Raw genomic sequence first — 22,027 nt, forward strand, 5'->3', positions numbered from 1 at the left:
CTCGATATCCGCGTGGTCAATCCCCCATACGACGCCGAAGATGAGGCCTCGGACAACGGGGATCAGACATGCAGCGACGTGGATTTCTGGGCGGCCTTGCCGCGTTGTACGGTGCCGGCGCCTTCGGGCTGTGCCTGCCGCTGGGCGCCACCCCTGCCCATGCCGGCAGAGACCATGCCAATGACTGGCGTTGGCTGCAGGGCAACTGGAACGTGCGTCACCGCCGGCTGCAGGAACGCCTGGTGGCCGACACGCGCTGGGTGGACTTCACCGGCACCAGTGCGGTCTGGCTGACCCTGGGCGGGCTGGGCACGATCGATGACAACCTGATGCAGCTGCCCGGCGGCGCCTACCGCGGCCTGGGTGTACGTGCCTTCGATCCGGCCTCCGCCACCTGGGCAATCTGGTGGCTGGATGGCCGCGCTCCCAGCCGCTTCGAAGCGCCAGTGCGTGGCGGCTTCAGCGGTACAGGCGGCAGCTTCCGTGGTGCGGATTCCTTCAAGGGCCAGCCCATCCAGGTCTGGTTCCGCTGGCACGACATCCACGCTGCGCAGCCGTGGTGGGAGCAGGCATTCTCCGCGGACAACGGCGTCCACTGGGAAGTGAACTGGCGCAACTGGTTCACCCGCACGGCAGCGATACCCTCGCCGCTGCCGCTGCAATCGGATGCGCCCCGCGACTTCGACTTCCTGGTCGGCCGTTGGAGCGTGCAGCATCAGCGACTGCGCGAACGCCTGTCTGGCAGCAACCGCTGGGACCACTTCGATGGCACGCTGCAAAACTGGCCGGTGCTGGGCGGCTTCGGCAACGTTGGCGACAACGTCATGAACTTCCCCGCTGCGACCGTACGCGGCATGGGCATCCGCGCATGGGATGCCAGCAGTGGCCAGTGGTCGAGCTGGTGGTTGGATGGCCGCGATCCCACGCGGATCGGCGCACCGGTCCGCGGCGGTTTTGTCGATGGCGTCGGCACGTTCATGGGAGACGACCAGCTGCGGGGACAACCGATCAGAACGCGGGTGATCTGGTCGCGGATCACCTCGCGTTCCGCACGCTGGGAACAGGCGGCATCCGCAGACGGCGGAGCGACCTGGGAGACCAACTGGATCAGCGATTTCGAGCGGCAGGCATGAATGCGCTTGCCTCACTGGTCGCGCTTGCGGTCGCGGTCGCTGGACTGCTGGGGGGTGATGCCAGCCGGGAGGCGTTGGCACTCGACCCTCACGCAGAGCGTTTCGCACCAGGCATCGCGTCGACCCGATACAGCGAAGTCCGCCTGACGCTGAGCCCCGACGGACGCACGGCGCTCTGGTTCAGCCGTGACCGGCCTGGCGGCGAAGGTGGCCATGACATCTGGTTTTCGCATCTGCATCACGGCCAGTGGAGTCCCGCGCGCCCGGTTTCGTTCAACACACCCGGCCGCGATTTCGACCCTGCGTTCACCGCCGATGGCCGCTTCGTGCTGTTCTGCTCCGATCGCCCCGGTGGCCTGGGCGGCGACGACCTGTACAGGGTGCCCGTGCAGGGCCTGCAGTTCGGTGCCGTTGAGCATCTCGGGTCTACCGTCAACAGTCCCGCCAACGAGTTTGCGCCGATGCTCGGACCCGACGGTGGCACCCTGCTGTTCTCCAGCGACCGAGCAGGTGGCGCCGGTGGCCACGATCTGTATGTCGCGCGGGTGGACGACGGCCAACTGCAACCTGCGCGGCCGGTGGAAGGCGCGGTCAACACGGCCGCGCAGGAGTTCGACGCCACCTTCCTGGGCGATGGCCGGACCATCGTTTTCGCACGCGCACAGGACTTCGGCAGTTCGCGGGTCGAGCAGTTCGCGGCACGCGCGTTCGGTGACCGCTACGCGCCCGGCATGCGACTGCCCGCACCCGTCAACGACGGTGCGAGCGACAGCTATGGGGCCATGCTCGACTGGTCCCGCCCTGGCACGCTCACCTATTCAACGCGTCGCGGCGATGGCGCCAGCCTGGACCTGTACCGGGTGAGCTATCGGCTGCCACCGTCCCTGTCGATTCCGGCCCCCCCGGTTCGTCGATAGAAAAAGAGCCCCCGAAGAGAGCATCCACATGCCTTCCGCACAACAGGTTGCCTGCCGCTGTGGCGAAGTGACGTTGAACCTGACCGGCACACCCATCGCCTGCGTCGACTGCTGCTGCAACAGCTGCCGCGCCGCAGGCCTGCGCCTGCAGCGCCTGCCCGGCGCCCAGCGGCTGCTCGGACCGCATGGAACTACCCGGTTCGTCATGTATCGCAAGGACCGGGTGGAGTTCCTGGCAGGAGTGGAGCGCCTGGCCGCGTTCCGCCTCTCAGCCGATGCCGGCACCCGTCGCGTGCTGGCCACCTGCTGCAACACGCCCCTGTTTCTTGAACTGACCGGCGGCCACTGGCTGAGCCTGTATGGCGGCCTGTGGCCGGAGGATGCCCGGCCGCCGCTGCAGATGCGCACCATGGTGGGCGATCTGCCCGATCCCTCCGTGCTGCCCGCCGATGTACCCAACCTCAAGCAACACTCGCTGCGCTTCTATGCCCGGTTGATGAAGGCCTGGATTGCGATGGGCCTGCGCAGCCCGGATATCCGCATTGAAGGAGAGGTCCATGGCTGAGCCAGACAAGATCGAGATCGAGAGCATCACCTCGCCCGGCAGGACCCAGTGGGTCGACCGGGGCAAGTACAGCGCCATGCGCAGCGCCCTGCTCGGCGTGCTGCCGCAGACGCCGCCCGGGGTTTCCGTTGCCATTGCCAAGCAGTCATTGCTGCCGGCGCTGCCTGCAGATCTGTTCCCCGCAGGCGCAACCGCAGGCTGGTGGCTGAAGGCCGTGCAGCTGGATCTGGAAGCCAAGGGCGTGATCGAGCGCGCAGCGGGCAAGCCCGTGCGGTTGTTCAAGCATGCGGTCGTCGGTCGAACGGCGGTGACGTCATGAGCGGTCCGTCCAACGATGCGCCTTCATCGTCGCGCAGGTCACTGCTGATCGGTGCTGGACTGTTGCTGGCCATGGGATGGCCGCCCAGCGTGCGCGGCGCCAGCGCGAGCCTGCGCGAGCCCATGGATGCCGCAGCGTTCGCCGCCCGCCGGCGCTGGGTCCGCACACCGTTCGGGCGCATCGCCTGCGTGCAACAAGGGAAGGGTCCGGCCGCACTGTTCCTGCACGGGTTCCCGTTGAGTGGGTTCCAGTGGCGGCATGCGATCGCGCAGCTTTCCTCGTCCCGCCGCTGCATTGCACCGGATTTCATGGGCCTGGGCCACAGCGCGGTGGCGGCCACGCAGGACCTGTCCCCGCAGGCACAGAGCGACATGCTCGTTGCGTTGCTTGATGCGCTGTCCGTTGCGATGGTCGACCTGGTTGCCAATGACAGTGGCGGCACCGTGGCCCAGTTGTTCGCTGTGCAGCACCCGAGCCGCGTGCGCACGATGCTGCTGACCAACTGCGACGTGCACCAGAACAGCCCGCCGGTGCAGATGAAGAACTCGCTGGCCGCCGCACGCGCAGGCACCTATCACCAGAAGATTGTCCGCCACCTGCAGGATCGCGGCTACGCGCGATCAGCGGCCGGTATCGGTGGCTCGGCTTATGTGGATCCGGCACATTTCAGCGATGAGGCCATCGTATACAGTTTCCGCCCGCTGGTATCCTCGCCCCTGCGCCAACAGCAGCTCAATGGCCACCTCGCCGCGTTCGAGCCCAATCCTCTGGTGGCCATCGAAGCCTCGCTGCAACGCAGTACGATTCCCACGCGCATGGTGTGGGGAACAGCCGATCCCCTCTTTCCAGGCCGCTGGGCCGAGTGGCTGCACCAGACGCTGCCGGCATCGCGCGGTATCCGCTGGGTGGAAGGCGGACGCCTGTTCTGGCCTGAGGAACAGCCTGCGCTGCTTGCCGATGAGGCCCGGGCGCTTTGGCGAGCCTGATAGGCCTGGCTGACCCGATGCGCCAGCCGCCGGGCTGGCGCGCCCGACTCAACGCGCCATGGCCCGTGCAGCGTGTTCCTGGGACATCTGCTCCCGCTCCTGCTGCTGGCTCACCTGCTCAGAGCTTGCCGCCAGCGACTGGCCCTGCTGCAGCTCGCGCACGTGCTCGCTGACCGGCGTAGCCACTGCCTGCGCAGTATCGGTGCGGGCGATCTGACGATCTGCGGCGTGCGGCTGGCCCTGCACCGCGAACGCGTACCTGCCGTCGTCACTGAGCACGGCCTCGTCGATCCGCTGCATGCCCTTGGCCTTGGCCGCGACCAGCAGGGCCATGCCCAGCCGTTCGCTCATCTCATCAGGCTGGCGCCCCATCGCCTGGTCGAGGCTGCTCACAGCGCCTTGGCTCTGCAGCCACATGCCGTGGTCCGGGCTGGCGGTGTGCCGTGGGTCCTGACGGGGCAGCAGCGGTGAGGGCGGCGCGAGCGACTGCAGGTGCTCGCCCTGCACGGCAGCGTCGATCTTCTGCAGATCCTTGCCGCCCGCCGCGGCGATATGGAATAGGCGTTCGGCCATGCCATAGGTGGATTGCCCCTGGTTGCGCGCCAGCCCCAGTGCAAAGGCGTCCACATCCTGCTGCGGCCTGCCGTTGCCGTCCTCTGCAAGCACCTGCCACGATGGCCCCAGCATCGGGTTGTCCCCGACCATCGACTGGGTACGCTCCATCAGCGTGCGCATCTGGGCCTCGCTGAAGCTCAGGGTAGTGAGCTCACCGGCCTTCACCGGTCCGCGATCACCGCTGGGGTCGCCGGACAGTGCCGCGTTGACCATTCCGGCAATCTGCTCACCCTGCGCATGGCCGCGCAGGTCGAAGGTGAATTCATAGCGGCGCTGCGCCCTGTCTTCCTGGCCGTCGGCGCCGTAGGCGCTGACCCGGGTTGCCGGCAGGTTGCCGTTGTACTGCACGCTGCGCAGTTCGATGCGGCTGCCGTCTTCCCGACTGACCTGCACCACGTCGCCGCTGTTGCGTGCACCCGCCAGGTCCAGGCCGAACGTGTCGCCATAGCCGACCTTCAGCCGCGTCTGCGAACTCATGCCCAGCCGCTCGACCGTCGCCAGATCCTGCACGCCCGGGGTCTGGCCGCTCAGCTTGCCGTTGTCGATGAACTGTTCATAGGCCTGGCGGCCTTCGGCTTGATCCAGGTCGAACGTGGCAGTGCGGACGGCAGCGTGGCCGAGCGCGTCCTGGCGACCGGCAATCGCGCTGAACCTGCCGGCACTGAATCCCATGCCGTTGAAGGCTTCCACCGCCTCGTTCGGCCCGGTGGAGACGCGCACCCGGCCATCATCCAGGCGATCCACGCGGTAGCTGGCACCGCTCGCCTCGGTCGTCTGGCTCTGCATGGCGATGTTGCGGAAGCTGCCTTCCAGTGCGGTGCCGGTGAACTGCTGGCCATCCAGGGTGACGCTGCCCCCCTTGGGAATGGTCTGCGGATCGAACGGGTTGATGCGGGTGGGATCGACGTCCACCGCCTCGCTGGGCAGGCTGACCCTGTAGCGCCCGCGTACGCCGGTGCTGCTGGTGTCCTGCAAGCCGGCACCTTTCGCGCTTGCCCCGACCACCGACTCCATCGTGAGCAGGTAATCCCTGCCGCCATCGGGCGTCGGGCTGCCGGCCATGTTCAGCGACGTCCCCTGGAACTGCGATGCGAGACTGGACACTGCGCGCTTGTGCTCGGTACCCACTTTCAACGCGCCGTCGCCCTCGTTCAACGTGACCGAGTAACCACCGGCGGCGGCCCGCACCTCGCTGTTGGCCGAGGTGTAGGCCGGATCGAACGACGCCGAGGCGGCATCGCGCGGCGCATCCTGGGTTGCGCCTTCCTTGCTGGTCCGGGCATTCATGCCGTGACCTCCTTGAACAGTGACGCGCTGATTATAGGACGCGGTGTGCGCAGCACGTTCACATCGCGCCGCAGCCGCATCCACGATAGTGATGGCCATCCCATTCCACGCCGAGGGTCCATGCCCCACTCCCTCGCCCGCCCGCAGCGATGGCGCCGTCACGGCCGCAAGCTGCTGCCGTACCTGCTGGGCCTGTATCTGCTGTACCTGTTGGCGGGCAATGTTTTCCTCAATACGCCGCTGTTCGATCAGGTCACCAATCGCAAACCGCACAAGTTCGTGATGACCACCGGCCCGGCGATCACGCTGCTGCCGGGGCATGTCATCGCCTGGAATGTGCAGATGCGCGGCCACGTCAATCACACCGTGTATGTGCTGCGCGCGGACCGCGCCAGTGCACGCTTGGCATTGCTGCCGCTGTTCCAGCGCGAGGTGCGCGTGCCGTCGCTGCACGCGACCGGGGTGGCCGCCGAGATCGCGCGCGTGGAGGAGGCCATTCCCTCACCACCGCGCGGCGATCGCGGCTGGACGTTGCGGTTCGATGCCATTCATAGCGAAACCATCCGCAGCGTCCGCGTGGGCAAGCTGTTGATCGTTGGCCAGGGCAGCGGCACGGTCGGTTTCGTGAAGCAGCTGCGTGGTGGTCCCTCGGAACTGCTGGACTCGGAGGTGGCGTTCGCTGATGCCGACGCCAGCCTTGACGGCACCCAGCTGCTCGGCGACATGCAGTTGAAGACGCAGTTCTCCTACCCACGGCATTACCGCGACCAGGCACCCGGGCTGGCAAAGCTGGGGCTGCTGCATGCCGTGCTGGAGGTGCAGGCGCGCAGCCAGGGCCTGCGCCTGGATACGGACACGCAACGTCCTTCCATTGCCAGCGCCGCCGTGCCGGGGCAGCTGCAGGCCGAGATCACCCTGGACCAGGGCGCGCTTCAGCCCGGCAGCCATGCGGTCTGGCGGGTTCCCCTGCAGATGGGAGCTGGCGCCCCCGACCGCGGAACGCTGGCAGTGCAGCTGGATACCGCCCGCGACATCCGCCTGCAGGCGCGGTTGCCGCAGCGCGAGGGCACAGGCGCTGCGCTGGACGCGGATGTGACCATCACCGGGCGGCACATTCCATTCGCCGAACCCAGCGAGATGCTGGGCCGCACCTCCGGGACGGTCAAGGGCGAATGGACCTTCACCTCGCTCAACTGGATTCCCGCACTGTTCGTGCAGAAACCCTGGTTCCAGCTGCAGGGCGGTGGCGTGCTGCGCGCCGACCTGCGCCTGCAGAACGGCGAGCTGGCCGCTGGCAGCAGCGTCGATATTCCTGCGGCGCGGGCGGTGGCCGAAGTGGCCGGCGTGCACATGCAGGGAACGGCCAGCGCCCATGGGCAACTGCAGGCCGGGACGCCGACGCACGCCGTACTGGCAGTGAAGCTTCCCACGTTCAATGCGCGTGCAGGCGGCGCCAAGGGTGCCACGCTGTTCGATGGGCGCGACCTGGCACTGACACTCACCGGTGACGGTCGCCTGCGCGAGCTGCGCAAGGGCGTGCGCGCGCAGCTGCGCTTCGATGACGCAAGCATTCCAGACCTCACCGCCTACAACCGCTACCTGGGCAACGGCCAGGTGCGGCTGCTGGGAGGCGCCGGCCAGGTGAGCGGTGACGTTGAACTGGATACCCAGGGCCGGGTTGGCAACGGCAGTGTCCGCCTGCGCAGTCAACGCGCGCGCCTGCAGGTGGCCGGGCTTGGCCTGCAGGGCGACGCCCGCGTTGATGGCAGGCTGCGACGTGGCGATTTCAGCCAGCGCCGGTTCGATCTGGGCGGGAGCGTGATCGAGCTGCGCAACGTGCAGGTGGGTGAGCAGCAGCGTTCACAGCCGTGGTGGGGCCGGGTCACCATCGCCCGCGGTGACATCGATGCGCAGTCACCGTTCCAGGTGGACGCACGCGCGGATCTTGCCATGCGCGACGCTGGCCCGCTGCTGGCGCTGTTTGCCGAGCGCAGCGATTACCCGCGCTGGGCATTGTCGCTGCTCGACTCCGGCCAGGTGGATGCGCATACCCGCCTGCGCTGGCGCGCCGGGCATCTGGTACTGGATGGACTGCAGGCGGAGAACGAGCGCCTTTCGCTGCGTGCGCGGCTGGATCTGCTGGACCAGCGCAAGCGTGGCGACCTCTACCTTCGCTGGGGCCTGCTGGGTGCCGGCATCGAGTTGGATGGGCAGCGCCGCCAATGGCATCTGGCCGGTGCGCGGGAATGGTTCGACGGTCGGCCCGCGTTGCTGCCCGGTGCTGCAGCGGCCAGCGACGGTGGCACGGCGGACTGACCCGAAGGCTGCATCCAGTCGCGACGCCTTTACGTACAACGCACTACCGAAGTTCGCGATTGTGCAGGAGGAAAGACACCATGAATGTCCGCAGGCAAGCAGTTGGCCTTCTGGGCTGGGCCAGCGTCACTTTTCTGGCGGCCGCACTGGGCGCGCGTGCCTCGATCTCGGCAGCGGATTTCTACGCAAGCCTGACGTTGCCGGCATGGGCACCGCCGGCCAGCGTGTTCGGTCCGGTGTGGACGGTGCTGTACGCATTGATGGCGCTGGCGGCGTGGCTGGTGTGGCGCCAGGGCGGATGGCGCGCGGCCGCGCCTGCGCTGGCACTCTATCTGCTGCAGCTGGCCCTCAACGTGCTGTGGAGCTGGCTGTTCTTCGGCTGGAAACAGGGGGCGTTGGCGTTCGCTGACATCGCACTGTTGCTGGCGCTGATCGTGGCCACGATCGTTGCCTTCCATCGCGTGCGTCCGGCGGCGGCATGGCTGCTGCTGCCTTACCTGGCATGGGTGACGTTCGCCAGCGCGCTCAACTACGCGGTGTGGCAGGCCAATCCGGCCGTGCTTTAGCCGGGCAATGCCTGAGGGCCTTGCGCTGCGGGCCGCCACTGGCGCAGCGCGCTGCCCCTGAAGGCCTGCTCACCGCAGCCGGTCGGGCAGCGCAGTACACGCGCGGCAGACGTGCTGACAAGCCCATCGCCCTCCTGCGCCTTGAATACGACCTCGCAGCACAGGCAGCGCGCCACCAGCAAATACAGATGGACGATGCGGCCGCTGCCGGGATCCTGCAATGCATTGACATCCAGCAGGTCGAAACGACCGTTTTCAGGCGCTGGGCGCGATGGGCGAAGCAGGGAAGACGATGGCTGCAGGTTCACGTCGATGCGTCACAGAAGGATGAGCGACGACTGTAGTAGGCGCGATGTGCAGCAGATGTGCACCGCACCCATCAGGCTGCAGCAGCGCCACCCAGCCGGTTGATCTGCGCACATTCCAGCACCGGCGGCGGCTCCGGCATCATCGCCAGCACGATCATCGCGCGGCCGATGGCTTCGTTGCTGGTCACCAGTGAGGGCAGGACGCGGCCCGCCGCCGCCATCAGGGGACCGCCAACGCGATACAGCGGCTTCAACGCCGCATGACGGGTGCCGGTCCCCGCCACCGGGCGCACCCCGGCGGGGCGCAGCATGACGGTGCGCACCGCGAGCTGCGCCAACGCGGCCTCGGTCTCGCCCTTGATCCGCAGCGGCATGATCCTGCTGTCTGGATTGGCATGGGCGCCGGAGACATACAGGAACCGGCCATCCGGATTCGCTTCCGCCCACACTGCAGCTACGGCGAGGGTGGCATCGAGCGTCACCTTCCGATACTCATCCTCGGCGGTGCCAACCGGTGGCGCGCCGGCGCAGTAGAAACAAGCGTCGAATTCAGTCAGCTGCAGGCCCACGTCGCGGGCGTGCTGAAAATCCGCCAGCACGATCTGCTCGATACGAGTGTCGAGCCCGCCTTTGCTACGGACCAGAGCGGCGATCTGCGCCACCTGCGGCGAAGCGAGGCAGGCACGGGCAACGCCCTGCCCGACCAGACCGGTCGCACCGGTCAGCAGAATCCGCAGCGGGCGTGTTTCGTGCATGCGTTGACCTCAAAGAAGCCTAGAGTTTCACAAAGCGCTGGATTTTGCGGGCCAGCCAACCACTGAACACCAGCGGCGCATCCAGCGCGGAAACGCAGATGCACGGTACACCAGGCGCCGTTACCGGCTGGTGTTCGACATCCTCATCCAGATCGGCAACATCGCCGGGTGCGAACAGACCCAGCGCATCATTGTAGGAACCCCGCAGGATCTGTGTAAGTTCGCTGCGTCCATGGCTGTGCATCGGCAGGCATTTGCCCGGCGCGATCTTCAGCATGATCAGCGACGGCATCTGTTCGGCACGGATGCAATGCACCCCAGGTGCAATCCAGCGCCAGTGCAGACGGCCCAGCGAATCGCCGAAGTACGGATGCAGCGACGTCGGCAGATGGTCCGGATCCGCCTCAGGGCGTTCGCGCGGCATCGACCGTAGCGGGCCTGGCACCGCGTCGGCCTGGACCTCGACGAGCTGCGCAAGCATCGCTTCGCGCAGGCCCGCCCGCCGCGCCTCGTCCGCCACGGGCTGGGTCTGCTCCAGCAGTGCGGCTCCGATGGCCTCCGCTTCGCGCAGCCGCTGGCGGCAGTGCGGGCACTGCTCCAGATGGGTGCCGGCGACGATGCTCAACGGTGCCGGCAGAGCACCGGCGGCGTAGCTCATCAGCGTCGACTCATGCAGGTGGTGGTGCGGATTCATGGTGCACCCCCGACCTTCGACTGCAACTGCAGGAACGCTCGTCGCAGGTGTGATTTGACCGTGCCCAGAGGCATCCCAAGCGCCTGCGCGATCTCGCTGTGGCTCTTGGCCTCGAAGTAGGACATGCGAACCAGACGCGCCTGCGTGGCCGGCAGTTCATTGATGCGCTGGCGCAGGCGGGCATGGTCGGCAAACTGCTCGGCGCTGCTGCGCTCGCCGACGTCGGCGGCAGCGGCGTCTTCCACGGCTTCCTGCACCTGCATCCAGCTGCGTTCGCGACGCACGCGGTCGATGTGCAGGTTGCGGCCGATGCGATACAACCAGGTGCTCAGCGCACCTTGGGCAGGATCGAACTCGGCCGCGCGCAGCCACAGGCGCAGCAGGCATTCCTGGGCCAGCTCTTCGGCCACCGCTGCGGGTGCCCCAAGGCCACGCAGATAAATGCACAGGCGCGGCATGAAATGGTCGTAGATGCGCATGAAGCAGTCACGATCGCGCAGCCTGGCGACGCCATCCATCTCGCCGTTCCAGTTCGTTGGCTCGTTGCTGGGCTGCTGTGAACTGGACACGATCCGCGCGGTGTCGAAGGGATGGGAGGGACTGGCGGGAGGACGGTACATCGGCGGGGGCTGCCGTTGGGTGAAGAGGAGTCCTTCCCTCTACGCACGGTGGCGCCTGTTGGATGCACCCGGGATGGGTGCCAACGTGCATCCAGCCGGCGCCGTCGCGCGTACAGGCCCGCAAGCCTCCCATGGATCGCCCCGATGCGTCTTGCCTGGTTGCTGCTCTGCATGCCCTGCGCCGCTTCGGCCGCGCCGCTGCTGCGTTCGGAGGGCGTGGCCACCCTGGCCAACGGAGTCATTGCCTACCGCGAAGTGCATTGGCAGCGCGGCGCCGGCGATGGCAGCGAACGCTGGGTGGAATACCTTTGCCCTGCGGGCCAACCTTTCGCCCGCAAGCAGATGCCCGCCGCCACCCGGCCGCAGGTGCGGGGCTATGTGCTGCAGGACGCCCGCAGCGGCCAAGCGGCCGATGTGAGGGTCGACCCCGGCGTGGTCCGGGTCGACTGGAAGGAGGACACGTCCACGCCTTCCCGAACCAGGCAGCTGCCGCTGCCCCCGGATGCCGTGATCGACGCCGGCTTCGATGCCGCCGTGCGGGCCCACTGGCGCACGCTGCAGGATGGAGCACCCGTCAGCCTTCCTTTTCTGGTGCCCGGCCGGCAACGCTTCTACCCCGTGCAGGTGCAGTACCTGGGCCCGGTGCGCTGGCAGGGGCTTTCCGCCCATGCGGTGAATGTCCGCCTTGATACCTGGTTCGGCGCGGTGGCCCCACGTCTGTCGCTGGTCTACGCCGATGCTGATCGCCGCCTGCTCGAGTTCCGTGGTACCAGCAACCTGCGCGATGCACGTGGCGATTATCCGCAGGTGACCGTGCGCTTTGCCGCGCCCGCAACCGAGCAGCCGGAGCAGCGCTGGCGCACTGAGCTGCAGCGACCGCTGGTAGCCAGCTGCGGTGTTACGACCAGGTGAACATGCAGTCAGCTGCAATCCACTGCATCCAACCTGCACTGCAACGCGTAGAGGTAGGCAATCGACTCCCTCGGGCTTCCGTCCATGGCATCCGCAGCGCCTCCACTCCGCAGACGTTCGCGCCTGTTGCGCACCTTCCAGCGCTGGTTCGACACCGATGCCGGAAGCGAAGCGGCGATCGACGGCAGCCAGGGTGACCGCATCGACTGGCTGCGCGCCCTGCCCTTCGCGCTGCTGCACGTGGCCTGCCTCGGGGTGATCTGGGTGGGCGTGTCCTGGACAGCGGTTGCCGTCGCAGTGTTCCTGTACGCGATCAGGATGTTCGCCATCACCGCGTTCTATCACCGCTACTTCTCGCACCGGACGTTCGAGGCATCGCGCACCGTGCAGTTCGTGTTCGCGGTCATCGGCGCCGCCAGCGTGCAGCGTGGCCCGCTCTGGTGGGCAGCGCACCACCGCCACCACCACCGCCACGCCGATCAACCGCAGGACCCGCATTCCCCGCGCCAGGGCGGGTTCTGGCGCAGCCATATGGGTTGGTTCCTCACCCGTAGCGCCTTTGCCACCGATCTGCAGCGCATTCCCGATCTGGCCCGCTACCCCGAGCTGCGCTGGCTGGACCGGTTCGACACCGTGGTTCCCGTGTTGCTGGCCGCTGCGCTGTATGGTGTGGGCGCGGTGCTCGAGCGTGTGGCACCGGGCCTGCATACCTCCGGCCCGCAGCTGCTGGTCTGGGGCTTCTTCATCTCCACCGTGGTGTTGTTCCACGCCACGGTCACCATCAATTCGCTGGCGCACCGATTCGGCCGGCGCCGCTTCGAGACCCGTGATGACAGCCGCAACAACCTCTGGCTGGCGCTGCTGACCTTCGGCGAAGGCTGGCACAACAACCATCACTTCTTTCCCGGCACCGCCCGCCAGGGCTTCCGCTGGTGGGAGATCGACATCAGCTGGTATGGCCTGCGCGCAATGGCTGCGCTGGGCCTGGTGAAGGGCCTCAAGCCGATCCCGGCCTGGGTACTGGCCAAGGCGAGGCACTGACATGCGTATCGCGATCATCGGTTCCGGCATCGCGGGTCTGGCCAGCGCGTGGTGGCTGGACGGCGAGCATGACGTCACCCTGTTCGAGGCCAACGACTACCTGGGCGGCCACACCCACACCCACGAGGTGACGGTGGACGGCCGCAGGATGGCGGTCGACACCGGGTTCATCGTCTTCAATGCCCTGCACTATCCGCTGCTGTCGGCCCTATTCGATGAACTTGGGGTGGACTCGCAGCCCACCACGATGAGTTTCTCGATGCACAGCGAGCGCAGCGGCGTGGAGTACAACGCCACGTCGCTGGATGGCCTGTTCTGCCAGCGCCGCAACCTGCTCTCACCGCGTTTCTGGGGAATGCTGGCCGACCTGCGGCGCTTCTATCGCGACGCGCCCCTGCTGCTGGGCGAGGAACAGGGCCCCACGCTGGGCCAGTACCTGCACAGCCAGCGCTATGGCGAAGCGTTCGTGCAGGAACATCTGCTGCCGATGGCCTCGGCGCTGTGGTCCTCGCCGACCGCGCAGGTGCTGGACTTCCCGGCGCGTTACCTGGTGCAGTTCATGGCCAATCACCAGATGCTGCAGATGACCGGGCGCGCGCCCTGGCGCGTGGTCAAGGGCGGCTCGGCGCGCTACGTGGACGCCCTGCGCGCGCGCTGGCGGGTGCACGAGCGGCTGGAATGCCCGGTGCATGCGGTCGAGCGCATGCCCTGGGGGGCACGCGTACACACCGCAACCGGCATTGAAGGCTTCGATGAAGTGATCCTGGCCTGCCATAGCGACCAGGCCCTTGCCCTGCTGGCCGACGCCGATCCGATCGAGCATGCGGTGCTCGGCGCGATCCGCTACCAACCCAACGAGGCCGTACTGCACACCGACGCCTCGCTGCTGCCCGCCAACCGCAAGGCGTGGGCGGCCTGGAACGCGCATGTACCGCGCGACCCCACCGCACCCTGCACGGTCAGCTACTGCATGAACCTGTTGCAGGGGCTGCCCGGTGATACGCCGCTGGTGGTGACCCTCAACCGCAGCGAGGCCATCGATCCGGCCAAGGTGCTGCGCCGTCTGCATTACGCGCATCCGGTGCATGATCCGGCTGCGGTGGACGCGCAGCGGCGCTGGGCCGAACTGCAGGGCCGGCGGCACACCTGGTTTGCGGGTGCGTATTGGGGCTGGGGCTTCCACGAAGATGGAATCCGCAGTGCCCGCCGCGTAGTGGATGCGCTGCAACTGCGCAATGCCGGCGCGCCGCCTCCCCTGCAGGTGGAGGTGGCCGCATGAGCGCCAGCGCCCTCTACATCGGGCAGGTGGTCCACCGCCGGCACCATCCGCATCCGCATGCCTTCCGCTACCCCATCGCGCAGCTGCTGCTGGACCTGGACGAGTTGGACCAGGTATTCGCCGGGCGCTGGCTATGGTCGGTCGGGCGACGCAACCTGGCAGAGTTCCGCCGCAGCGACTATCTCGGCGATCCCGCGACATCACTTGCAGACGCCGTGCGTGATCATGCCGCGACCGTGCTGGGGCGGCGCCCGGACGGCCCGGTGCGTCTGTTGGCGCACCTGCGCTTCGGTGGCCACGTGTTCAATCCGGTCAGCTTCTATTACTGCTACCGGGCCGACGGCAGCACCCTGGACTGCATCGTCGCCGACATCACCAACACACCGTGGAAGGAACGGCACGCCTATGTGCTGCCCGTTGAAAGTGCACAGCCGCAGGGGCGTGCCCTGCGCTGGCAGTTCGACAAAGCCTTCCACGTTTCCCCCTTCATGCCGATGGATTGCCGCTACGACTGGCGCTTCACCGCGCCCGGCGATGATCTGCGCGTACATATGCAGGTCTGGCGCGACGGTGTCCGGCAGTTCGATGCCACCCAGGCGATGCAGCGACGCCCGCTCGATGGCCGCGGCCTGGCCCGGGTCCTGGCATTCCACCCGTTGATGACCGTGCAGGTGGTAGCCGCCATCCACTGGCAGGCACTGCGCCTGTGGCTGAAGCGCAATCCCGTGCATGACCACCCCGCTCTTGCCGAGAAACCGCGATGAACGAGCTGAATCCTTCCGTTGCCCTGCCCCGCCCCGGCGCGGTGGACGCATTCCTGCGCCGGAGGCTGCTGGCGGTACTGGCGCCGCTGCGCGAAGGCGGGCTGCGGGTACGCGACCCTTTGGGCGAGGTCATCCTCGGTGATCGTGCCGGCGCACTGCAGGCCACGGTGACCATCAGCGACATGGCGTTCTACCGCAAGGTGGCCGCGCAGGGCAGCGTCGGCGCGGGTGAGAGCTACATCCACGGCGATTGGCACTGCGATGACCTGGTGGCCCTGGTGCGGCTGCTGGTACTCAACCGCGACCTGCTGGATGGCATGGAACGCGGGCCGGCGCGGATCGGTGGCTGGCTGCTGCGCGGCTGGAACCGCCTGCGGCGCAACAGCCGCGAAGGCAGTCGCCGCAACATCGCCGCCCACTACGATCTGGGCAATGACTTCTTCGCGCTGTTCCTGTCGCCGGACCTGATGTACTCCTCGGCGGTGTTCAGCGATGCCGGCGACTCGCTGGAAACCGCCTCGCGCCGCAAGCTGGACCGCATCTGCCAGCAGCTGCAGCTGCAACCCGGTGATCGCGTCGTCGAGATCGGTACCGGTTGGGGCGGGTTCGCCCTGCATGCCGCCCAGCACTACGGCTGCCATGTGACCACCACCACCATCTCCGCCGAACAGCACGCGCTTGCCGCCCAGCGTGTGGCCGAGGCGGGCCTGCAGGAGCGCGTGACCCTGCTGATGCAGGACTACCGTGATCTGCAGGGCCAGTTCGACAAGCTGGTGTCGATCGAGATGATCGAGGCCATCGGTGCCGAGTATCTGGACACCTACATGGCGACCCTGCAGCGGCTGCTGAAGGCCGATGGCGTGGCCCTGCTGCAGGCCATCACCATCGAGGACCAGCGCTACGAGCAGGCGCGCCGCAGCGTGGACTACATCAAGCGCTTCGTGTTTCCCGGCAGTTTCATCCCCTCGATCAACGCCATCCTGGCCGCCAAGACCCGGGCCTGCGACCTGCAGCTGATCGCCCAGCAGGATTTCGGCCACTCCTATGCACTCACCCTGCGCGCCTGGCGGCAGCGCTTCCTGGCGCAGTTGCCGGCGGTACGTGCGCAGGGTTTCGATGACCGCTTCTGCAGGCTGTGGGAGTTCTATCTGGCCTACTGCGAGGGCGGCTTCCTCGAGCGCTCGATCGGCGTGTCCCATCTGCTGCTGGCGCGGCCGGGCTACCGTCCCGAGACGGACGTCCATGGCCAACGGGCCGGCTGACATGCGCCGCACCTGGGTCAACGTAATCGGCAACCAGCTGGTATGGCTGTGCGCCGTTGCCGGAGCCGGCCGCGGCTGGCAATGGCCGGCCCTGCTGTCGGCCACGCTCTATGTCGGCAGCCAGTTGCTTGCCTCGACGCGGCCACGCCTGGAGCTGCGCCTGCTGTTGCTCGCGCTGGGGTGTGCCTGGCTGGTGGATGGCAGCGCTGCAGCCAGCGGTGCTGTGCAGTACGCCGCCGCACCGCTTGGATGGGTGCCGCCACCGTGGATTTTCGCGCTGTGGGCGGCCTTTGCGATGACGCTGACGGCGTCGATGGCGTTCCTGCAGCGGCACTGGATGCTGCCGGTGGCCCTGGGCCTGCTGGCGCCGCTGGCGTATCTGTCTGCGGCGCGGGGTTTCCAGGCCGTACATTTCACCGCCCCGGCCTGGCTGGGCGTGGCAACACTGGCGCTGGGCTGGTGCGTGGCACTGTCGCTGCTGTGCGCCGTCGCCCGTCGCGGAACGCCCAGCAATCGTGACACCCCATTGATCGGAGCCGCCTGATGAGCATTCTGTGGTGGGTACTGCTGTACGCCGTGGTGATCATGGCCTGGGGTTGGACCTGGCAGCGCAGGCAGCGCAACATCGGCATCGTCGATGTGCTGTGGGCAAAGGGCGTGGCGGCAGGCGCGCTGCTGCTTGCATGGCTGGGCGATGGCGCGCTGCAGCCACGCATCGCACTGGCCGTGCTCGGTGGCCTGTGGGGAAGTCGTCTCGCCCTGCATCTGTGGCGCCGCGTACGCAGCGAGGAAGAAGACGGTCGCTATCGCTATCTGCGCGAACACTGGCACGGCCACCAGGGCAGGATCTTCGGCTTCTTCATGGCGCAGGCGCTGTTGGTGGTGCTGTTTGCGCTGCCGTTCACGGCCGTGGCCGGCAATCCCCACAGCGACATGCCTGGCTGGATCGCAGCGGCGGTCGTCGTGTGGCTGCTCAGCGTGGGCGGCGAAGCACTGGCCGACCGTCAGYTGGCACGCTTCCGGGYCGACCCGGCGAACAGGGGCCGGACCTGCCGCCAAGGACTGTGGCGGTACACGCGCCATCCCAATTACTTCTTCGAGTGGCTGCACTGGTTCACCTATGTACTGCTGGCAGCCGGCTCACCCTTGTGGTGGCTGGCCTGGTCCGGGCCGGTGCTGATGTACGTGTTCCTGCGCTACCTCAGTGGCGTTCCCTTCACCGAGAAACAGGCGCTGCGCAGTCGAGGCGATGACTATCGCGACTACCAGCGCAGTACCCCGATGTTCTTCCCCTGGTTTCCGCGCAGCCCCAAGGAGTGATCCCGATGAACAGCACCCCGTCCCTTGCTCCGGTTGCCGATACGGAAGCCGGTCTTACCGGCTGGGCCGAGCGTGGCTGGCTGCCCGATGCGGCGCTGCGCGCGGGCATACGCCGCCTGTGTGCGCAACGCCTGGCCGAGGAGTCGAGCGGCAGCATGGAGGAGCAGGCGCATCGCTTCAGCCGCCGTATCGCCGAGCTCGCTGGCAGCCCACTGGCACTGCACGTGGATGCGGCCAACCGCCAGCATTACGAAGTGCCTGCCGCCTTCTTCCAGGGCTGCCTGGGGCGTCGCCTGAAGTACAGCAGCTGCTACTACCGCACCGGCCGCGAGACGCTGGACCAGGCCGAGGATGCGATGCTGGAGCTGTACGGGCAGCGCGCCGGATTGGCCGACGGCCAGGACATTCTTGAGCTGGGCTGCGGCTGGGGCTCGCTGACACTGTGGATGGCCGAGCGCTACCCGAACGCGCGCATCACCGCCGTGTCCAACTCGCACAGCCAGCGCAGCCATATCCTGGCCCAGTGCGAGGCGCGCGGGTTCGGCAACGTCGAGGTACTCACCCGGGACGTCAACCAGCTGGACCTGCCTGCCGCTGCGTTTGATCGCTGCGTGTCGGTGGAGATGTTCGAGCATGTCCGCAACTACGACCGCCTGCTGGGCCGCATTGCCCGTTGGCTGAAGCCGGACGGTGCGCTGTTCGTGCACATTTTCGCCCATCGCACGCTGATGTATCCGTTCGAGACCGAGGGCGACGACAACTGGATGGGCCGGCACTTCTTCACCGGCGGCCTGATGCCGGCAGCGGACACGCTGCTGCACTTCCAGCGCGACCTGGTGCTGGACCAGCGCTGGCTGCTGGACGGCACGCACTACCAGCGCACGGCCAACCATTGGCTGGCCAACCAGGATGACGCCCGTGAACAGCTGCTGCCGGTGCTGGCACAGACCTATGGCGACGAAGCGGCGGCACGCATCTGGTGGCAGCGCTGGCGCATGTTCTGGATGGCCTGCGCCGAATTGTTCGGCTACGACGACGGCCAGCAATGGCTGGTCGCCCACTACCTGTTCCGCCCGCGTTGAAGGAGACCGCCCTCATGCGTATCTCATCGCTGTTCCCGCTGCTGGCCGTTGCCCTGTTCGGCGCAGGCTGCAGCAGCCACGACACCCGCCCCATCCCGCTGCCTCCGAAGGTGGACGTGCCGCGCTTCATGGGCGACTGGTATGTCATCGCCCATATTCCGTCCTGGCCCGAGCGCGAGGCCTTCGACGCGGTGGAAAGCTACGCGCTGCAGGCCGATGGCCGCATCCAGACCACTTTCACCTATCGCAAGGGCAGCTTCCAGTCGCCACAGAAGTCGATGCACCCGGTGGGCCGTGTGGAAAAACACGGCAATGGTGCGGTCTGGGGAATGCAGTTCATCTGGCCCATCCAGGCCGAATACCTGATTGCCTGGCTGGATGAGGGCTACACCCAGACCATCGTGGCCCGCAGCAAGCGTGACTACGTGTGGTACATGGCGCGCACGCCGCAGGTGAGCGACGCGGACTACCAGCAGGCGGTCGCCCGCATCCAGGCAATGGGATACGACACCGGCAAGCTGCGCCGTGTGCCGCAGTCGGTGCGCTGAGCCTGCGCGAAGCGATGCTGCAGAACAGAATGATGCAAGCGCCGAATCGGCCGTTGCCCCATGAATGGGGGAATATAGGGCTGCCCGGCCTTTCACGGATTATCAATCCCGCTTTATGTGATTAATATCACTTAAAGACATTTACTCCCATGCAATAAAGGCGGCGAAGATTCACCGGCCTCCGGCCACAGGGAGCGTGCCATGCAGGATGTCTCGCCGCATCAGTGCAAGGTTGTATCCGAACGGAAATGGTCTCTCAGCACGTTCATGGAGTTCTATGAGCGCGTACTGAGCCAGCGCATTTTCGGTCCGTACGGAAAGCTGCTGGCCGAGGAGATCGCTGGCGACATCCGGGCCGGTTTCAACGCGTCCGACGTCCTGGAGGTCGCCTGCGGCACCGGGGTCATCACCGCAAACCTTTACCAGCACCTGAGCAGGCCGCTCGGCCTACGGTTGGTCGCCACCGATCTCTCAGCGATCGCTGTGAACGTGGCACGCGGCGTGCTGAGCGATGAGGTGCAGCGCAACGTGCCCCTCCTTGCCGATGTGGACATGGCGGAGCTGCCCTTCGCCGACGCCAGCTTCGACGTCATCGTCTGCGGGTTCGGCCTGATGTTCCCGCCGGACAAGGCGCGCGTCGCCCGCGAGTTCAGGCGCGTGCTCCGCCCTGGCGGACGGGTCTACGCCACGGCATTCCACTACAACCAGCTGTTCGAGCTGGCCCGCGAACAGTCCCGGCAGCACTTTGGCATGCCCTCCCGGCTGATGGATGCAGCCCTGAGCCTGACCGACCCGTCGCCCATCACACGCGCGTTCGCGATCGAAGGACTTTCCCCGCGCGAGGGCGAGATGGCTGAACTGCGGCCCCTCGCGTTTGCCATGGGCGACGCCGATGTGCGCGAGTTCCTGTTCAACGCCTGCATCCTTCTGGAGGAGTTCAACCAGTGCGACGCCCCCAGCAGGGAGCGCTATCTGGACGCGATGCTGGACGCCGTCCATGCAGCAGTGCCAGACCGGCGTTACCAGGTGGAAGCCTGGTTGCTGCGCGGCTGTGTCGATGCTGCACACACCCCTGCGCAGGCCGCCCTCCGGGCGCCGGATTTCTCACCCCTGCTGGCGTTCCACCTGCCACTGCAGCAGGATGCGCGCGCGATGCGCGGCTTCGAAAGCGCTCGCGCACGGTTCCTCGCCGACCACCCCGATTATCCCCATGATCAGGTCGAGGCCATGCGCCAGCAGGAATATGCGCGGCTGGATGAGCAACAGGTGACCTATCTGGATCACGTGGGCGGAACATTGCCACCCGACAGCCTGCTTGAGCAGGATTACCAGGCACTCAAGCGGACGATTCTCGGCAATCCGCACAGCGGATCGAAAGCATCCCAGGACGCACTTCATGGGGCGTGTGAGCAGATCCACGCCTTCTTCGGAACCACGCCGGAGGAGTACGAGATACTGTTCACCGCCAATGCCAGCAGCGCAATCCGGTTGGTGGCCGAGTCATTCCCGTTCCAGGCCGGGTCGCAGGCACTGCTGACCAAGGACAATCACACCTCGGTACACGGCTTGCGCGAGTACGCTACGGCGAAGGGCGCGCAGGTGAAGTACATTCCGCTGGATGACGAGCTGCTGCTGCATGAAGGGCTGATGTGGCGTGCGCTGCAGCGGCTGCAGCCCGGCGCGCCTCATCTGCTCGCCTTTCCCGCGCAATCCAATGCGACCGGCGCCCGGCACGATCTGGCCTGGATCGAGCGGGCCCAGGCGCACGGCGCGACGGTGCTGTGTGACGCGGCGGCCCTTGTGCCGCAGTACCGGCTTGATTGCGGCCGTCATCACCCCGATTTCGTGGTGGCGTCGTTCTACAAGATATTCGGCTACCCCACCGGCGCGGGTTGCCTGCTCGCCCGGCGGGCCGCTCTCGACCTGCTGAAACCGCCGTCGTTTGCCGGTGGTGGCGTGTGCTACTACTCCGGGCCGTGGTCACCCACCGATCGCCTGCTGTACCGAGATGCGGGCCAGCGATTCGAAGTCGGCACGCCCAACTACGCGGCCTTCCCGGCCATCGCCAGAGGCTTTGAATTCGTGGCCGCGCTGGGCGGAGTGGAAGCGGTCGCATTGCGCTCGCGTGCGTTGGCCGAGTGGCTGCAGTCGCAGCTGTCATCGCTTCGCCACCACATCCGTGGCGAGTTGCCGCTGTGCCAGATCTATGGCCCGCCCGCTGCGCAGCGGGGCGCGACGCTGATGCTGAACTTCTTCGACTGCTATGGCTCCATCCTGCCGCACGCCCGCATCAAGCGCGCCGCAGATCGGTTCGGCATCACCCTGCGCAATGGCTGCTTCTGCAACCTGGGCGCCGTCCAGCAGGCGACCTACGCGACCGCAGGCGCCGAGCACTGTGAACTGGACAAGACCGGGAAGATTCTCGACTGCACCACATTCGACGAGAAGATCCTGGAGAAGGGTGATTGCGGTGCGGTCAGGATTTCGTTCGGGCTGGGATCGAATTTCACCGATGCGTATCGCTTCCTGCTGTTCGCCACCTGCCTGCTGGACACAGATGCTTCAGGCCTTGAATGTGTGATGGAGCAATCATCGGCACCGGCTCCGGAACCCCGGGTTGCCAGCACTGTGCAGGCTTGAGTCGCTGCGGGGCCGTGCCCAGGCTGGACTGTCGCATTGCGGCGATGGGCTCCGGAACGGGTGCCGCTGATCGGCCAGACCTGATCAACCGCACCCTG

22 protein-coding genes are annotated in these 22,027 nt (G+C 67.0%); 17 read left to right on the top strand and 5 right to left on the bottom strand.

The window, feature by feature from the left end; all coding sequences use genetic code 11:
* Nucleotides 1-68: 68 nt before the first annotated feature.
* From AB4Y98_RS01585 to AB4Y98_RS01605, 5 genes are read left to right on the top strand one after another with little or no spacing between them, the layout of a single operon-like run.
* Nucleotides 69-1,133, top strand: a complete 1,065-nt coding sequence (locus tag AB4Y98_RS01585; protein WP_442243611.1) for a hypothetical protein — start codon at nt 69-71, stop codon at nt 1,131-1,133.
* Nucleotides 1,130-2,050 (top strand): TolB family protein, encoded by a 921-nt coding sequence (locus AB4Y98_RS01590; RefSeq protein ID WP_442243612.1) that lies wholly within the window; start codon nt 1,130-1,132, stop codon nt 2,048-2,050. Before AB4Y98_RS01585 ends, AB4Y98_RS01590 begins: the two co-directional genes overlap by 4 nt.
* Nucleotides 2,051-2,078: 28 nt before the next feature.
* Nucleotides 2,079-2,615 (top strand): GFA family protein, encoded by a 537-nt coding sequence (locus AB4Y98_RS01595; RefSeq protein WP_134832598.1) that lies wholly within the window; start codon nt 2,079-2,081, stop codon nt 2,613-2,615.
* A complete protein-coding gene (locus AB4Y98_RS01600) occupies nt 2,608-2,934 on the top strand; it encodes a DUF6958 family protein (protein WP_033831163.1) in 327 nt (108 codons plus the stop codon). Before AB4Y98_RS01595 ends, AB4Y98_RS01600 begins: the two co-directional genes overlap by 8 nt.
* Entirely contained in the window at nt 2,931-3,920 is a 990-nt protein-coding gene (locus AB4Y98_RS01605; protein WP_442243613.1) for an alpha/beta fold hydrolase, read from the top strand. The genes AB4Y98_RS01600 and AB4Y98_RS01605 overlap by 4 nt, the downstream gene beginning before the upstream one ends.
* 48 nt (nt 3,921-3,968) lie before the next feature.
* On the opposite strand, the gene AB4Y98_RS01610 is transcribed toward AB4Y98_RS01605, so the two are convergent.
* On the bottom strand, nt 3,969-5,822 hold the full coding sequence (locus AB4Y98_RS01610; RefSeq protein ID WP_442243614.1) for an XVIPCD domain-containing protein: 1,854 nt from the start codon (nt 5,820-5,822) through the stop codon (nt 3,969-3,971).
* A 120-nt stretch (nt 5,823-5,942) separates the two neighbouring features.
* Here AB4Y98_RS01610 and AB4Y98_RS01615 point away from each other — a divergent pair, with 120 nt between their 5' ends.
* A complete protein-coding gene (locus tag AB4Y98_RS01615) occupies nt 5,943-8,138 on the top strand; it encodes a hypothetical protein (protein ID WP_442243615.1) in 2,196 nt (731 codons plus the stop codon).
* 80 nt (nt 8,139-8,218) lie between these two features.
* Nucleotides 8,219-8,704 carry a TspO/MBR family protein gene (locus tag AB4Y98_RS01620; RefSeq protein WP_363733372.1) on the top strand — a complete coding sequence of 162 codons (486 nt, stop codon included), beginning with the start codon at nt 8,219-8,221 and terminating at the stop codon, nt 8,702-8,704.
* Here the strand turns inward: AB4Y98_RS01620 and AB4Y98_RS01625 are convergent.
* From AB4Y98_RS01625 to AB4Y98_RS01640, 4 genes are all read right to left on the bottom strand, one after another.
* Nucleotides 8,701-9,012, bottom strand: coding sequence for a hypothetical protein (locus AB4Y98_RS01625; RefSeq protein ID WP_442243616.1), 312 nt, complete (start codon nt 9,010-9,012; stop codon nt 8,701-8,703). The genes AB4Y98_RS01620 and AB4Y98_RS01625 overlap by 4 nt on opposite strands.
* 71 nt (nt 9,013-9,083) lie before the next feature.
* The gene (locus AB4Y98_RS01630) at nt 9,084-9,767 is read right to left on the bottom strand and encodes an NAD-dependent epimerase/dehydratase family protein (RefSeq protein WP_442243617.1); all 684 of its coding nucleotides are present in this window, start codon (nt 9,765-9,767) and stop codon (nt 9,084-9,086) included.
* Nucleotides 9,768-9,786: 19 nt separating this feature from the next.
* A complete protein-coding gene (locus tag AB4Y98_RS01635; protein WP_442243618.1) occupies nt 9,787-10,461 on the bottom strand; it encodes a ChrR family anti-sigma-E factor in 675 nt (224 codons plus the stop codon).
* Nucleotides 10,458-11,081, bottom strand: coding sequence for a sigma-70 family RNA polymerase sigma factor (locus AB4Y98_RS01640; RefSeq protein ID WP_025874474.1), 624 nt, complete (start codon nt 11,079-11,081; stop codon nt 10,458-10,460). The genes AB4Y98_RS01635 and AB4Y98_RS01640 overlap by 4 nt, the downstream gene beginning before the upstream one ends.
* A 144-nt stretch (nt 11,082-11,225) precedes the next feature.
* Here AB4Y98_RS01640 and AB4Y98_RS01645 point away from each other — a divergent pair, with 144 nt between their 5' ends.
* From AB4Y98_RS01645 to AB4Y98_RS01690, 10 genes are all read left to right on the top strand, one after another.
* Nucleotides 11,226-11,993: a hypothetical protein gene (locus AB4Y98_RS01645; RefSeq protein WP_442243619.1), complete on the top strand. Its 768-nt coding sequence runs from the start codon at nt 11,226-11,228 to the stop codon at nt 11,991-11,993.
* Nucleotides 11,994-12,077: 84 nt separating this feature from the next.
* Nucleotides 12,078-13,034 carry an acyl-CoA desaturase gene (locus AB4Y98_RS01650; RefSeq protein WP_025874472.1) on the top strand — a complete coding sequence of 319 codons (957 nt, stop codon included), beginning with the start codon at nt 12,078-12,080 and terminating at the stop codon, nt 13,032-13,034.
* 1 nt (nt 13,035) lies between these two features.
* Nucleotides 13,036-14,313 (top strand): NAD(P)/FAD-dependent oxidoreductase, encoded by a 1,278-nt coding sequence (locus AB4Y98_RS01655; protein ID WP_313248365.1) that lies wholly within the window; start codon nt 13,036-13,038, stop codon nt 14,311-14,313.
* A complete protein-coding gene (locus AB4Y98_RS01660) occupies nt 14,310-15,077 on the top strand; it encodes a DUF1365 domain-containing protein (RefSeq protein ID WP_363733377.1) in 768 nt (255 codons plus the stop codon). Before AB4Y98_RS01655 ends, AB4Y98_RS01660 begins: the two co-directional genes overlap by 4 nt.
* Nucleotides 15,074-16,339, top strand: coding sequence for a cyclopropane-fatty-acyl-phospholipid synthase family protein (locus AB4Y98_RS01665; RefSeq protein ID WP_363733378.1), 1,266 nt, complete (start codon nt 15,074-15,076; stop codon nt 16,337-16,339). Before AB4Y98_RS01660 ends, AB4Y98_RS01665 begins: the two co-directional genes overlap by 4 nt.
* Before the next feature lies 1 nt (nt 16,340).
* Complete coding sequence (locus AB4Y98_RS01670; RefSeq protein ID WP_025874468.1) at nt 16,341-16,883, top strand: DUF2878 domain-containing protein; 543 nt, start codon at nt 16,341-16,343, stop codon at nt 16,881-16,883.
* Nucleotides 16,883-17,659, top strand: a complete 777-nt coding sequence (locus AB4Y98_RS01675; protein WP_442243620.1) for a DUF1295 domain-containing protein — start codon at nt 16,883-16,885, stop codon at nt 17,657-17,659. Before AB4Y98_RS01670 ends, AB4Y98_RS01675 begins: the two co-directional genes overlap by 1 nt.
* Before the next feature lie 5 nt (nt 17,660-17,664).
* Nucleotides 17,665-18,741, top strand: coding sequence for an SAM-dependent methyltransferase (locus AB4Y98_RS01680; protein ID WP_442243621.1), 1,077 nt, complete (start codon nt 17,665-17,667; stop codon nt 18,739-18,741).
* 14 nt (nt 18,742-18,755) lie between these two features.
* Nucleotides 18,756-19,289, top strand: coding sequence for a lipocalin family protein (locus AB4Y98_RS01685; RefSeq protein ID WP_442243622.1), 534 nt, complete (start codon nt 18,756-18,758; stop codon nt 19,287-19,289).
* A 201-nt stretch (nt 19,290-19,490) separates the two neighbouring features.
* On the top strand, nt 19,491-21,929 hold the full coding sequence (locus AB4Y98_RS01690) for an aminotransferase class V-fold PLP-dependent enzyme (protein WP_363733384.1): 2,439 nt from the start codon (nt 19,491-19,493) through the stop codon (nt 21,927-21,929).
* Nucleotides 21,930-22,027: the final 98 nt, after the last annotated feature.

The organism is Stenotrophomonas sp. 2YAF26, assembly GCF_052114625.1.
Taxonomy (GTDB): Bacteria; Pseudomonadota; Gammaproteobacteria; order Xanthomonadales; family Xanthomonadaceae; genus Stenotrophomonas; species Stenotrophomonas indicatrix.

What these genes read in the sequence shown, in the direction of transcription:
- AB4Y98_RS01600 (WP_033831163.1), top strand. Translation starts at nt 2,608, where the DNA reads ATGGCTGAGCCAGACAAGATCGAGATCGAGAGCATCACCTCGCCCGGC.
- AB4Y98_RS01645 (WP_442243619.1), top strand. Translation starts at nt 11,226, where the DNA reads ATGCGTCTTGCCTGGTTGCTGCTCTGCATGCCCTGCGCCGCTTCGGCC.
- AB4Y98_RS01610 (WP_442243614.1), bottom strand. Translation starts at nt 5,822, where the DNA reads ATGAATGCCCGGACCAGCAAGGAAGGCGCAACCCAGGATGCGCCGCGC.
- AB4Y98_RS01665 (WP_363733378.1), top strand. Translation starts at nt 15,074, where the DNA reads ATGAACGAGCTGAATCCTTCCGTTGCCCTGCCCCGCCCCGGCGCGGTG.
- AB4Y98_RS01670 (WP_025874468.1), top strand. Translation starts at nt 16,341, where the DNA reads ATGCGCCGCACCTGGGTCAACGTAATCGGCAACCAGCTGGTATGGCTG.
- AB4Y98_RS01650 (WP_025874472.1), top strand. Translation starts at nt 12,078, where the DNA reads ATGGCATCCGCAGCGCCTCCACTCCGCAGACGTTCGCGCCTGTTGCGC.
- AB4Y98_RS01635 (WP_442243618.1), bottom strand. Translation starts at nt 10,461, where the DNA reads ATGAATCCGCACCACCACCTGCATGAGTCGACGCTGATGAGCTACGCC.
- AB4Y98_RS01660 (WP_363733377.1), top strand. Translation starts at nt 14,310, where the DNA reads ATGAGCGCCAGCGCCCTCTACATCGGGCAGGTGGTCCACCGCCGGCAC.
- AB4Y98_RS01680 (WP_442243621.1), top strand. Translation starts at nt 17,665, where the DNA reads ATGAACAGCACCCCGTCCCTTGCTCCGGTTGCCGATACGGAAGCCGGT.
- AB4Y98_RS01690 (WP_363733384.1), top strand. Translation starts at nt 19,491, where the DNA reads ATGCAGGATGTCTCGCCGCATCAGTGCAAGGTTGTATCCGAACGGAAA.
- AB4Y98_RS01620 (WP_363733372.1), top strand. Translation starts at nt 8,219, where the DNA reads ATGAATGTCCGCAGGCAAGCAGTTGGCCTTCTGGGCTGGGCCAGCGTC.
- AB4Y98_RS01590 (WP_442243612.1), top strand. Translation starts at nt 1,130, where the DNA reads ATGAATGCGCTTGCCTCACTGGTCGCGCTTGCGGTCGCGGTCGCTGGA.
- AB4Y98_RS01685 (WP_442243622.1), top strand. Translation starts at nt 18,756, where the DNA reads ATGCGTATCTCATCGCTGTTCCCGCTGCTGGCCGTTGCCCTGTTCGGC.
- AB4Y98_RS01615 (WP_442243615.1), top strand. Translation starts at nt 5,943, where the DNA reads ATGCCCCACTCCCTCGCCCGCCCGCAGCGATGGCGCCGTCACGGCCGC.
- AB4Y98_RS01640 (WP_025874474.1), bottom strand. Translation starts at nt 11,081, where the DNA reads ATGTACCGTCCTCCCGCCAGTCCCTCCCATCCCTTCGACACCGCGCGG.
- AB4Y98_RS01585 (WP_442243611.1), top strand. Translation starts at nt 69, where the DNA reads ATGCAGCGACGTGGATTTCTGGGCGGCCTTGCCGCGTTGTACGGTGCC.
- AB4Y98_RS01630 (WP_442243617.1), bottom strand. Translation starts at nt 9,767, where the DNA reads ATGCACGAAACACGCCCGCTGCGGATTCTGCTGACCGGTGCGACCGGT.
- AB4Y98_RS01655 (WP_313248365.1), top strand. Translation starts at nt 13,036, where the DNA reads ATGCGTATCGCGATCATCGGTTCCGGCATCGCGGGTCTGGCCAGCGCG.
- AB4Y98_RS01595 (WP_134832598.1), top strand. Translation starts at nt 2,079, where the DNA reads ATGCCTTCCGCACAACAGGTTGCCTGCCGCTGTGGCGAAGTGACGTTG.
- AB4Y98_RS01605 (WP_442243613.1), top strand. Translation starts at nt 2,931, where the DNA reads ATGAGCGGTCCGTCCAACGATGCGCCTTCATCGTCGCGCAGGTCACTG.